The sequence below is a fragment of the Candidatus Liberimonas magnetica genome, from assembly GCA_020523885.1.
GTDB lineage: Bacteria > Elusimicrobiota > Endomicrobiia > Endomicrobiales > JAFGIL01 > Liberimonas > Liberimonas magnetica.
Genome location: JAJAPY010000017.1, coordinates 53703 through 67723 on the forward strand (window position 1 = coordinate 53703; position 14021 = coordinate 67723).

Consider the following 14021-nt stretch of genomic DNA (forward strand, 5'->3'; position numbering starts at 1 on the left):
TACTCTAGTCCATACAAGGACAAGGGAATAAAACGATTTTTGAAATTATTAAGCGCTGATAAGGTTAATTGCAGGTTTTCTGATCCAATATATTTAGCATTTGTTTCAATGGTTTGATTATCAATACTTTCTATTGTTTTTAAAGATAATTCGGTAAATTTTTTGTAGAGCTGTGCAGAGGATTTGGCATTAAACCCAAACATTTTATTTGAAAACTTTGTTATTGATATAAAATTTTTTGAAATTTCAAAAATTCTTTCAAGCCCTACAAAATCACCGGTGGTATTATATTCTTCAAGAGTTTTTTCCCATTCATCCAAATAAGTCTTGGCTGATTTAAATATTACCCCTGACTTGGGATCAATTTGCGAAATATCAGCTGTCAATTCTTCATCAATTTCCTTGCCCATCGTTGGTTTTAAACGGAATAATGTTAATGACACTTTTGTTCTAATTCTTTTTAGAATCGAATCTTTTGGTTTTGCGCTTAAAGGATACTCTGGCTTTTCTGATATTCTTTGGAATGTTTCTAATTGTTTTTTGCAACTGGAAGGAATAGCCTCGGTATCAGGATAGCTTCTGGTAATAAGGGATGCTTCGGGAGTGAAAGAAGTCAAAGAAAAATTGCTGAAATGGCTGTCTCTGAATAAGTTTCTATAAAATCTGAAAATGTTTAAGTAATAATCCTTGTTGCCTTTTAGAGTTTTTCTAAATAGCATTAAATAGGTGAAAGGGTCTTCATTGTTAGATAACATTACAAGAGGTATTAAGATATGTTTAACAAGGTCTAATTTCGGCGGCGACCTATTGACGTAACCTGCAGTTGCAGCAGCTTTTAGCTTTTTCATCGACTTAAGGAAGAAAAGGTATTTTTCAGTGTCTTCAAAACTGATTGTCAGGTTGCCTGTAAAAGCATAGTTTTGTTCAACTTTTGGGTCTTTGAGTTTTGGCGGCATCTGACTCTTTTCTATGGTTTCATCGATTTTTTCGGTATCATAATCCGGAAATAATTTTAGTATCCTTGCATTCCCGTTCTTCAACACAGTAGGATGTTTTTGTTCATCCATCTGGTCATCGCTTACTTTAGCCAGTTCGCAGGTTACGTCTCCGACTCTATTCATATAGCCCAGGACTATATTGCCTGGGTCTTTAACTACAATGCCGTACCTGTTTTTGTCTTTGAGCCTTTGAGTTTCCCTGACCCCTCTAAGCAATGCGAGCTCTAAGGGTGTTATTTTTTTGCCTTTGATTTGTATAGGCAGTTCGTTTGTTATTCTACTGGGCTCAGATTCGCTTATGTTAAGCACAACGATTCTCATTTTAGTAATATCTTTACCGGCAAGCTGCGGATATTGTCTTCTTAATATTTCCATTCTTTCAGAGTCTTGATAGGTTAAGGCATCTATAAGGCTTATGCCGTCTCCAGTTTGTGCGCTTGGTACAACATCAAACGGAATATTTGACAAGGATGGATCCAGGCCGGATTTAATAAAGTCTCTATAATAGTTTTCCATTCGTTTATTATTCCCGGTCATTACAAGTACAAGGTCGGGTAAATCTCCGTTTGAAGCATTTTCAAGTTCTTTAAAATCATTAATAAGTGTTGCATCTTTTAATGAAATATCTTCTTTGGGATGACCGTCTCTTGAAGATGCTTGATCGTGGTCAATAGATGGTATTGAAGAAGTTTTTTCGATACGTTCATTTAAAACATCCAATAATTGTATTGTGTCTTCAGTGCCTTGAGTCCAGATGACCTTTGCCCCTTCTGGTATCAAATCAGCTACAGGTAAATCATTTGTGGTTTCACCTTCAATTATTTTATTTATTACACTTTTTTCTACCTTTTTCATGCCGAAAGAATCACCAACATAAGCAACTTTATTTAACGGGAAATCATAGTATTTAGCCATCTTCACTATTGTATCTTTTTTACTTGGGCGCATTTTTAATAAAACATATAAAAACTTTAATAATCCAGGCAAATATTTATTTTTATAAATAACTTTTTTGTGTATCTTTTTATCTGTTCCAATTGTGAATTCATAAGCATTAAGCCCGTTCAATTCATAAAGTCTTATAGATTTCCCATCTAATTTTTCCAAAAGCGGCCTTAGCCCGTTTAGTTTATGTTCGTATATACCGCCAGTTAAAATTGTCAAATGTCTGCCCTCGGCTAATACTTTTAGTAAATCCGTTTCTTTATCTGACATTTTTGCAGTGCCTTCCCAAAGGGTATGGTCATAATCGAAAATGAATTGATCGATATTATCAAATTCCCCTGATTTAATGGCTTCAATAGCTTTGGCGATTGTCATCGGTATAGGCTTCTCTTTATTTTCTTTGGCCTGATTGGCAATAATAAGTTCCTTGGCATAAGTTAAGAGATTGATATTACTTTGAGCATCTTCCTTACTGATGCCCTGTATAGGCTGGTTTGAATTGGCAACAAAATAAAGGAATTTGTGGAAGTTATCTGGAGTTCTGTTGTTATCTTTTATCTTTGGCTGAAATAGGTATTCCGAGAATGATTTGTATATTAGAGAGGATTGTTCGTTTATGCCATCAAATTCTAATTTCTCATGCTGAGCGATTATTCTTAGAGCGTCTTCTATAGTTTGTCCTTCAGGAGGCGCCCGAAGGAGTGAATATGCAAGGACAGAATTTAAAAGGAGCTTATTGTCTTCTATGGTAGCAAGGGCATAAGCGTTCTCATCCAGGATCAAGTCCGGGCTGTCCCATATTTCTATATCGGTAATATCATGCGTGTTAAGAGATGCCGCCAGTTTATTAATATCTGGCAAGTTAACCTCTTTAAGGGCTGAATCGAAATCTTCCGTGACATTCTTTCCTGACCTAAAAAGCTCTATGAGTTTTTTTGCAAGGATTACTGATCCTTTATGGATAATACTAGAAATAAATAGGCTTAGAAAAACTGTGGTTTTTGCAGCTTTTAGCAGTCTGTTCAGATCTTCCCCGACCGCAGTCGCTTTTTCAGGCTTCTTTAGTTTTTGTCTTGTTTTTGATCTTGCAGCTGGCTGTTCAGTTACAGGAGATGACAGAGTTCCTAATTGATATTCTTGAATTAATAAAGCGTTTATTGATTCCAATATTAAATTCTTTACTTTCCAGACATTAAATTTATCTATGCTCCTGGCTGAAATAGAAATCCTGCTGTTTTGTGCATCTATCTGGTAATCTTTTTGTTTCCCGGAGGCTTCTATCTCGTCAACTATCTCAAATCTCAACTTCTGTCCCAAAATATAGGAATAAACATCTACTTTTATTCCTTCGACAGATAAATTCTCTTTGTCTTTACGCAATAAACGCAATGCATCCAAAACGTCATTTTTTCTGCGCCTATCCTTACTGAATATAAAAAATCCACGCTTTGCATAATCTGCATACATCATCTTGAAAATATATAAACCCTGATAATCATCCGGTATATAATTCAATACATTATCCAAAAGAAGGTTTTCTCTCCTTAGCAATATATTTATTATTTCTTTTATCCTGTATAAGATATTGGCTTTAAGCTTCGGCCTTACCTCCAACAGTCTTTCCATAAAATCCCTGTATTCCAGAAAGACCATGAAATCGTTCTTTATAAGGCCCTCCAGTTTCTCCAGTGACTTAGTGTTATTTGTATCTCTTAAATAATTCAGGAAATCGTCAAAATTGTTGGGTGGATAGTTTTTCCAATTCGCTACCCTCTCTTTCCTCTCCTCGCCGGTCATCGAAATAATGAACGAGTCTGCTTTCAGTTTGTTCATTTTTTCTATCCAGGCAGACTTATTTGCAATATATGCTCCTAAGATCTTGCCTTCCTTCGAAGAGGACAAGAACTCGCCTGCTATCTTTGGATTTAATTGCAATAAACCTTTTATGCTATTTATATCTTTTATAATGCCTTTATTTATTCCTTCGTTTATCAATTCAACCAATTTAAGGAATTCTACCTTCCCGCTGTCTGTTAAGACCGACACATCTTTTTTTGTTTTCTTTCTCCGTGCTGCTATTACTAGATTTGCCAAAGCAGCTATAGAGGAGTATATCAATAGTTCTTGTAACGGCTGCAACGGCCAAACAATGTTGAAAGTTTCATAAAGCATGTCAGACTTATATAGCGTATAACCCGAATTTAAAGACTTGCCATGGGTATTAACAGCTACATAACGCTGTGTATACAAATACCTGAAATCTTGACTTGCAGCTACGGAAATAGTTATCTTATTTACATCCTTAGGCAGCGCTGTGCCAAATGTGTCCCTGAAATCTTTTGAAGCGGCAAATTTTATGGCGTCTTCAAACGTTGCTGAGTTTAGTATTATATTTACATAAGGGCTCATGATATTCCATTTCTCTGTCTTAATGTCCCGGTATATAATGAATTCATGCACAAAATGTGAGCGTATGCTATCCTGTATTGAATTACTTTTCGGTTTGGTCTGCCAGTCTATCAAGATTGTATAAGTCTTGTAGCCGTGCAACTGCAAGGCTTTTTCCGCAAACCTTGAATAGCCTGAACACAGAGTCCCGTACTTATCATACTGGCCTTTTGTCCTGTTTAATCCCCAGATAACTTCCGATGAAGCAGATTGAAAAGCTTCTATCCTGGGTTTCCAAGGTGCCATATATTTTGCTATTTTTGTTGGAGTATCTAGACTGGCCATCGTTTCATTATATGCTTTTCTATCAAAATCTTTATCTACCAATTGTGGCACCTCAGAAAGGGTTCTTAGATAAATGGCATCTGCCAAGGATGTGGTCTGGTAACCGAAAACCGCTGCTGTCCCGATACTACACAGCATTATTATCAGAAAAGATGTAAGTACCCCTTTCTCTATACGTTTCCAAGTTTTTCGCCAAGCGTTTTGTATAAGCGCTTGTCCTACATACTGCCTTAGAACCGTCTTTAGGGTATTTATGTTCCCGAATATCTTTCTCGGCTCGCCCTCATAGATCTCTTTGCGTTTGTCATGCCTTGCATCCACTGTCTTAGGAAGCCCATACTCTGCTATATGAGCTAAATAGTAAAGTATTTCAGGCAGATTCAATATATTCTTCCTTAGAAAATCTGCCGGCAGTACTATCTGATTATTCTTTGTATATCCCAAAAGGAACTTCTCTTTACCCTCAATTATAGGATTAAATTTCATTATACTGCCGTTTGCTATACCTTCGCTGATCGAATTTAACCGTGCCAGTACCCTTAGCGCTCTTAAACTGTCGTCTGTGTCCAGATTGCCCAATCTTATGGAAGAATATACTTTTTTCTTTACTGTCTGGACTGCTCTTAACACGATCTTTTCTTCCCGGGGATTTAAAGTAAAATTTATTACTTTAACTCTATTGATAGGGAAGGTCCCTATTTCGCCTGATTTTGCGCCTTTTAATTCCTTGACTTTTGACAGCTCAAGGAAATTTTTTAACCTTTCATCAGCCCGCCTGGCATTTATATACAACAAAACAACAGTATTTGCCGCAAGTAATACTCCTGAAACAATACCAAACCAGGTAGGCATTACTCCCGCAAAAGTCAATAATACCCCGGCGAACCCGACTGCAATGGACATTGCCATAGCAACCTCTATCATAGATTGCCCTATTTCTTCTTTAGACTGCACAATTTCTTCGGTAGGCAATTCCAAACTCCTGCCCTGCTGAAGCTGTTCTTCCAGCGAGGAAAGAGCACTTTCAATTGCTTCTACCGGATTGGCATTAAAGGTTGTATAGGTTTTTATTTCATTCAAAATATGTTCTGTCAATTGTTCTGCAGTTTTGTTTTCCTTATAAACCTGGACAAGAACAGCCCCAATCCTGACAAGGAAGCCATTGAACTGAAAATACCCTAAGGATGAAGCCTTTAGCACCGGTACCAGGAGATTCTCTAAAAGCAATTCCTTTTCCCGGGGTTGCATGTTCTCCGGCAGGTTGTTTACAAATGCAGCTAAGGCTTTCATGTAGAGGTTCCATTCACTGAAAACATTTGCAGCCGCAGACTGGTTTGATATTAAATTCTTTCTTGAAGAATCAAGGCTAAGTTTAAAAACTTGCAGCAGGAGTTCTTTAACCGCTGTATATGAAACCCCCTTCTTATTAAGGTTTTTCAGTAATTCTGTCAGGGAATTTAGATAGGCATAGAATTCCACAGGTGTTCCTGTTTCCTGAATAAGGACCGGCAAAACATCGCTCATCAGGCCTTTAATACCCATCTTTACAACGTCATCTACTTGTCCTGATCCAGGGATAAGGCCCAGGGCAAATTCCTGGATCTTATTAAGATAAGGCTTGAATTCAGTCCCTGCATACTGTGAAGGTGCTAATATTACTGACCCTGATATTTTGATATTCAAAAATGCGATAACTATCGGTGTGATTGCTCCGTTAAACTCAAGGCCCTTATCTTTAAGAGCTGCCATAAAAGCCGTGAGGTTATTAAGATAATCCATATATTCAAAAAAAGTTTTAGATTTTTCAATTAAAGCTTTCACATAGTCTTCAGTTTCTGTAAGATTAGCGCCTAAACCCGGCAAAGATATGACGAACTTGCTTGTCTTATCTAAGTAAGCAATAATTTCTTTAGCCGAAGAGGTTTTATTGATTATTGATAAAATGATAATTTGAAGTACGGAAGGCTTAATTTTAAGGTTTTGCAGGCTCGAAATTAATTCTGTAATATGCATGAGAACAGTAAGCTTCTCCACTGGGTCAAACTTTTTATTATTAATTGATTTGGATATTCCAACCGCAGTAAGCAATGAGACCTGGGATGCTATTATTTTAAGCTGGCTTCCATCGAGACTTGTATCGTTTAAGATCGCAGTCGCTGTCGCAATATCATCAGGAGATAATTGGTTCAATTGTTCAAGTAAGTTATCTTGAGCAGGAAGTGCTATCTGGCCTTCACTTTTAGAAAGGCCGGGTTGTCCGATTATGTAAGGTTTAGTTAATTTGTGTTTACTGAAATTTAGGTTATACCAGGCGTGAGATCTTATGTTTGCTCGTTTTGCAGAGTGTTTTGCGATTTTCAAAGCCGCATTAAAAGCATTTTTGTGGATGAGCGAAGAAAGGAAGTTATAGGTCCAGGCAGCATACATAGTGGCTGTTATGGCCGCAACGCCGAAAGCTCTTTGAATGTACCCTCCCCTGTATCTATTTTCACCTCTATAGTGGTCTAAGTAAAATCTTATCGGATTAAGCGTATCTTCAAACTCCCTGGTTGCTATCTGCCAGGCAACCCAGCTATCAAATTCTTCCTGTTTTTTTATTGGAGCGGTTGCTTCCAGATTCTCATTTTCTGTTTCATTCCCGTTTATTGTATCTCTCAAGTCAGTAACGATATTTTTAATCGTTTTTACAAGTTTTTCTTTTTCAAAAATGTTCGATGAATCTTTACCGGCTATGACGGGCAGAATACCGTTGTCCAATTCATCATAACTCCTGTTTTTAAAAGGGTTTTCAACCGAGGCAGCATCTTCTATCAGATCTTGGGCTGAGCGTAATTCACTGGATGTAAAATGCTTTGCATTTTTCTGGTTCCAGAGTATATTTAGAAACAATTTTTCTTCCACTGATTTTGCTGTAGGTCCTGTAACAATAACACCGTAGTCGAATATATCGGCGCTACCTCCGATATTATGGCCAAAATTCCCCGGATAGGTATTCTGCGAACCTATATAAAATGCTTTCCCGTCAACAGCTACGTATTTATTATGGTTCATAGTTTTAGCTTTGGCAAAATGGACCCTGTCCAAAGCTTTCTGTATCTCTTGCGGGTCTTTTATCCCTGCATTCAGCATCCATAACACGCCAGCAAGCCTTAGTTTATTCACCTGTTCCGGAGTGTTCCTTGAAACTATAATATCGACATCCAAGCCGTCAAGAGCCTTCTTAAACAGCCTTGCTATGATTCCCGGGTTATATGAATCTCCAAGGTAAGCCAGCATATCCTGAGACATATAAATATGGTTTTCAGCCGCGTCAAGAAGCGCATAAAGAGCTTTATCTCCGGAGTAATCTTCCTTTTGTTCCAGCAAATTGAACCTTCCCCTAAGAGTTGAATAAGCGGTTACTTTTTCTTCCGGGTTATTATAAACCTCTTTATCAATTTGAGGAACAGGAGGCGTGTTGTGACAGTCTTTCCAGCCGCCCCAACTGCACCGGGCACCCATCCTGAATATCATATTTGAACCTACGTCATAAAGCCTGTCAAACGCTGCCTGGGCTTCCTGAGCTATCTGGCCATGCAATATCAAAGACAGGTCTGACCACGGCCTGTTTTTACGGACATAAACGTTCCCAAAATTGTGCCCGCCCGTTATGAGCGTGCCTCCGGAAGCGCCATCTATAAGAACCATTTTTGAATGATTGAAATTAAGACCCGGTTTATTATAATTAACGGAAATGAAAGCAATATTTACTTTCCACTTTCTATCTTGCGGCAGCATGCTTGTAAGCGCATCATATAATATATTTATTCTTTTCTTACTAAAATTCATGCCGGCGATAATACGGATCAAGGGATATGTACCACTTTCGTTTTCCGGTATACTGGCTTCCAGTTCTGCTATTGCCGGCGCTAAATATTTTCTGACCATATCCTCATCATAGGACAGCGAAGATATGTCAACAGTTGATTTTGCTTTAGGTATTGCTTTTCCCAGCCTTTCAAAAAATGCTTCCCCGCTCTCTTTTGAGTTAGTAAAAAACAGCCAGTCAGGCAAGCCTTCAATAGCGTTATGCTCGGTTTCCGGAAGCAGGTATGTTTCCGGCGCATAATTTTCATCACCTAAGGCAGCTATCAGCGTGCTATGAAGCTTTTCTTCAAAGTTTTTATATTTTACCTGATTTCTTTTCTTGTCTTTTATAAGGCCGGTTTTTTTAATAAGCCTCCACCACAGGTCTGCGGAAAATAGGATTCCCCCTAAAATAATATCCTTTGTAAAACCTATTATAGATAATATCCAGTGAAAAACACTTGGCGATTCTTCACTCTTATCATTGTCAACGTTTGTTTCGTTTTCAGGCAAAGCCTGAGGCAAATTGGCTTTTTTCCTCTCTTCTTCTACCCAGGCCCTGTGTTTGGGAAGTATAAGGCCGGCTTGTTCTTCAGGAATAACTTCGGTTGCCACAGAGGCATTATCTGAAACGTCTAAAACAGGCTTTAATTGCGGCGTTTCATCCCGAACATCATTTAATTCTGTTTCATCGTTTAAATCGTACCTGAAATACTCCGTAGCAGGTACAGTCCCAGTTTCCTCTTCTGATATAACCTCGGCATTTTCGCCGAACAATATTTCCGCCGTACCGGGTAGGACATGCCCGCTGATGTATTTGTACTTAATTCTGCCTGTCCTTGCTATGTCTATCAATTGCGACCGCAGAGCGGTAGTTATTCCTTTATCTCGGAATTCACTGCTTACTGCGACCTCTTCTATGTAAAGCGTGTTTCTTCTGCCAAGATTGCTGTCTATATCCCTATTCACCACATCAGATTCATTTTCAAGCGGCCTTGCTATGAGAAAGCCTACAACCTTGTTTTCACGTTCTGCAATAAGGAATATACTCCTTGAATCCCTAAGAGCATCAGTAAGAGACCTTGTCTCAGGCACTACATCACTGCTAAAGCACTCAAAATTTATTCTCTTTATATCGTTTTTATATAATTTCCAATCTCTGTTGTCAGACCTTCTAATTTTTATGTCGCCCACAACTGTTACTTCCGGCGGCACAGTCTTAATTGATTTTTTAGTTTGTTTGGTTTTTCTCGCTTTTACTTCAGGCTCAGGAGCTTGTACTCCAAATGCAGTTACAGGAGGGACAAACCTCTTAACATCGTCTGGCACGGGCAGGTTTTTAGCCTGCATCCAGGCCGAATACCATATATCTGCAACTGCCTGGCATGTAAATTTATACACAGCATCTTTCTTCTCCTCTAAATCGGCAGTTGAGCTGTGGACAGCTTTGCTCATTGAGGGTAAGGATACTATATAAGCTTTCAAATTTTTCACATACCTGGCGCTTTCAATCGGAATACCTTCTAAATCACGCGTCTTGAATTTATTCTCTATAGTATGATGATCTTCAACAGAATGTACTACCGTATCTGCTGTATAATGAGCTATTATTCCCAGGCTGAATGCTATCGCTCCTGGATCTTTGTTCATTTTTATAAGGTTTTGTAAAACCCCTATCTCTTGAATCAGCCTGGATCGGGGATCAGTATGGTTCGTCCCGTCTCTGACCCGGTCGGGAGATACTGAACCCTCAAGAAGCCTGCCCATGTTCTGTTTTAAAAGGTCCTTAAGATCGTCCGGCATTACTTTAAAAGCGTACTCCGAAACACGCCTGTGGGTTCCCTGCGCATAGGGCATTTCTAATTGGTCGGAAAATCTTGACAAATTACGTGGATTCATTTCAGAAGGCTGAGATAAGGCCAGACCGTCAATATTTGAGTGTTCATCAGTTCCTTCAGCAGTCAACGCTAATAGATTCTGCAGATCAACGACACCCTGAGTTTTCCCAGCTGCTGCAGTATCTACATTTTCATTGACTACAGGTATTTGCGAACGGACGATACCGATAGGTGTGTCCGCTTTAGTACCGTATTTCCTGAGTTTATTAGCCAGCATAACGGCTTTTGCTGCTGCTGAATCTATTGCGACCTGGAAAATATATTTAAGTAAAACCCCTACTTTTTTAAATGAATCATTCCCTTTATAATTAAATAACATAACGATAGGAACCCCGATGTATACACCGATAAACGGTATGAAACAAAAAAGTGAGATCAATAAAGCCTGTTTCTTGCTTATTTTAAACATGTCTGCAATGACAAAAGAAGCAATTATAGAATAGATGTAACTTGGAATAGCTGTGATTACTGATGCAACAGTAAATGCGAAAAGAGCGGCCCATGACCCTGTAAAAGCTGCAGCTGACAACGATGATGCAATCCCCAGAAAAGCTATAGGCAGACCTGGCAAAGCAGGCATAACCAATAACGAATAAAGCAGGATATAACCTAAGGTTTTCCTGTCGCTCATCAGCCCTTTTAGCGTTAAATAAGTTCCTTCAGTTAATTTGTTCGAACTGTGCCTTTCATCAATATCTTTAGATAGTTTGTCTTCGGTTGAGCTTATCTCTATCGTTAAGGATCTCTTCAATAACCTGGGCAGTAATCTAAGATATTTCTGCCGTCCGTCACTTTTAATGTTTTTAGCAAAAGCCTTAATATCTATTAATTTATAGGTAATTTTAGCATCAGGTACTGCCTTGTTTTGACTTTGGTTTTCGATTGCGGGTTTTAAGGATGCATTTGGCTGGGTTGTTTTTTCAGTAATAGAGAGCTTGTTTTTATCGCTTACTTCAATTACAGCGATATTGCCGGAATTGTGTTTTAATTCGATTATCAGGCTGTTAGTTGCAGGATTGATATTTATTGTTGGAACTTCTAATTTATATTCCGCAACACTTTTATCGCTCATCCATGCACCAAAAAGTTTATCGAGGTCAGCTTTCAAAGCGGATAAGTTATCTTTTGACGAAGGTGCTCTTTTCTTGATCTCATTGTCAATCATTGCAGCTAACAAGACTATGAACTTTTCATCACATATCTTTTTTATTTTTTCATCATAACCAGGGCTGCCGGGTTCAAATCCTTCCCATTTAGCGATGACCGGGCTAAGGCTCGAGCCAGAAAATAATCCGACCAGTTCGGTATCCATTTTGCCAGTGAGTATTTTTTCATAACGGCCCTCATCATACGGTTTCGTCACATTAGGTGTTATGGATATAAAAGAAACACCTTTCCCCTTTAATTTTTTAACTACTTCACTGTGAAAACCGCCTGCTACAACGATTTCTATGGATTTAAAGTCTTTAAGATGTGATATAACCAGCGAACTATCGCAATTTTTAGGGCCATTCGGGGTTTTGCCCGGCATGAAATTATTGATGTTATTTGTAAATATTTCATTACGAGCAACATTTGTCTGGTAATATTTAATGATTTCCTGGTCTTTTGAAAGATTTATTATTGTTTCTAATTGAGGGTCATTGTAAAGGTATTTCTTTAACAATAATGCAAATCTGCTTGAATTATTAATAAAATAACTAAAGCTCTCCGAGGATGACTTTAACTGTACAAAGCTTTCAAAGTCTTTGGCCATTGAAGTCAGGAATAACAACTCTTTATCTAATAGCCTGTCAGCATGCTTATATAAAACCTGATCTATGAATACGTCTTCTTCTTTTATCAGAAATATGGGGTTTAATATATGATTTAGGTAAATATAAGAAAGGAATTTCGCTACATTAGGGTATCTCGCTTCTATTTCTTTTGTATTATATTTAGATATTTCATATAAGGCTGTATAATAATCTTCATAATTATTGTTTTTATCCAGTTTATCAGCGAGTTTTTGGTAGATAGTGTACGGCAGTTTCTGCTTTAATTCGCTTACATACGTCCTTAATTCATTCGGAAGGCTCTTGTATTTTATTTCTTTTTTAAGGTCTATTATATTTATATAAGTGGACAGGTCCGGGTATTTTTCCAGAGCTTCATTGTTTTTTACCGAAAGTTTTTTTAGTGTTAAATAATATTTATCATCTTTAGTTTTAGTTTTCAAATTGGTCTTTAGATATTTCTCTAAGACTGATATATCTTTAGATAAATATGTCTTCTTAAGCCCGATTAGCTTGTTTCTCAGGTCATCGGCCAGCATTTTATATTTGTTCTTATTTTCACAAAGCTCTTTAATTCTTTTTATATTAGCTATATAAGTGTCCCAATCCTCTATTCCGTAAAGGTTGTCTTTTTTATTCATCACAACGTAGTATTCCGCTCCGCCCAGATAACCTTTATTTAAAAGTGAATCAAGGGTAGCTTTTTTCAAATTCTCATTGGGAATTGCATTCAAAAGCCTATTATCAACTTTCCCGTTGGCAGCTCCTTCAACATATATTTTGCTTATACCGTACTGCTTATCAAAGAATTGAATTATATTAGATATGTTTTTCTGCACTTCTGCGTGGCAATGAAGGTCCTGGATAAATATGACCAGGTTATCGGTATTTGAGAAACTGCCGTTTATCATTCTGCCGTAGCTTGTAGGAAGGATAAATCCGTCAAGTTTTTCTGCTATCTCGGTTATTTTTTTGTTTTCACTTATTTTGGTGGTTATGCCGAAAACAGTCTGGTGCAGCACAGACGTATACACGAAGCAAATGACGGTAAATACAGAAACAAATTTGATGAATTTAATATTTTTAAACATATTTTTTACCGTAAACAAAGAAAAAACCCTGTTGCCTATAATTAGCAACAGGGTTTAAATATACCTTTCCTCTAAGTATAAAATCAATACTTGCCCTAGCTAAGATAAAATAGTAATTCTTGAGTTTCTTTAGCTTGAACAATATTAAAAATTCAATTATCCAGAATAAATTAATTATCACAATCCCGGAGAAAATATTTTCAATACGCGATGACGGGTTTTGATATTTTAGATTAAAATTCAATATATTTACATTCGTATTTTGAGTATTTAAGCTTATTTTATTCGAAGGGAAGCTGCTTGACGGTGTGCTGTTGTTTTTGTTATCGCCTGTTTTATCCGAAGTTTTTTGGTAGCCAAGAGGCAGGCAGGCAAGTTCAGTAATGGTCTTTAATTGTTCTTCTACGCTTGACTTAACTACAACCAGGATCGATAATAAACCGTGAACTTCAATTTTCGATCCGCTAAAACTGTCCGACAGATTTTTATTGGCTGAAATATTCAGCGCATAAGCAGATAAAAATATTCCGACTGCTTGAAGCAAAACCAAGATGAATAATAATATAATTTTTGTATGTTTCATTATATAATATAAGATATATTATACATAATCTCTAAAATTATTTTACACTTTAATTGTAAAATATTTATGAAAATTATATGAATTATGTGTAAAATCCTATCGAGTAGGAGGTAAGGGATTAACTCCCTTACCGACCTCTCACACCACCGTAC

General features: G+C 37.4%; 2 protein-coding genes (1 of these 2 only partly in view). Both read right to left on the bottom strand.

Annotated features, from left to right (window positions below):
• Positions 1-13286, bottom strand: the 5' portion of a protein-coding gene (locus LHV68_11290) for a GNAT family N-acetyltransferase (GenBank protein MCB4792450.1). Its footprint begins 22345 nt before the window's first position; only the first 13286 of its 35631 coding nucleotides appear in the window; the start codon lies at positions 13284-13286; its stop codon lies off the left edge, out of view.
• The gene (locus LHV68_11295; protein ID MCB4792451.1) at positions 13279-13869 is read right to left on the bottom strand and encodes a hypothetical protein; all 591 of its coding nucleotides are present in this window, start codon (positions 13867-13869) and stop codon (positions 13279-13281) included. Before LHV68_11295 ends, LHV68_11290 begins: the two co-directional genes overlap by 8 nt.
• Between the last annotated feature and the right edge of the window lie 152 nt (positions 13870-14021).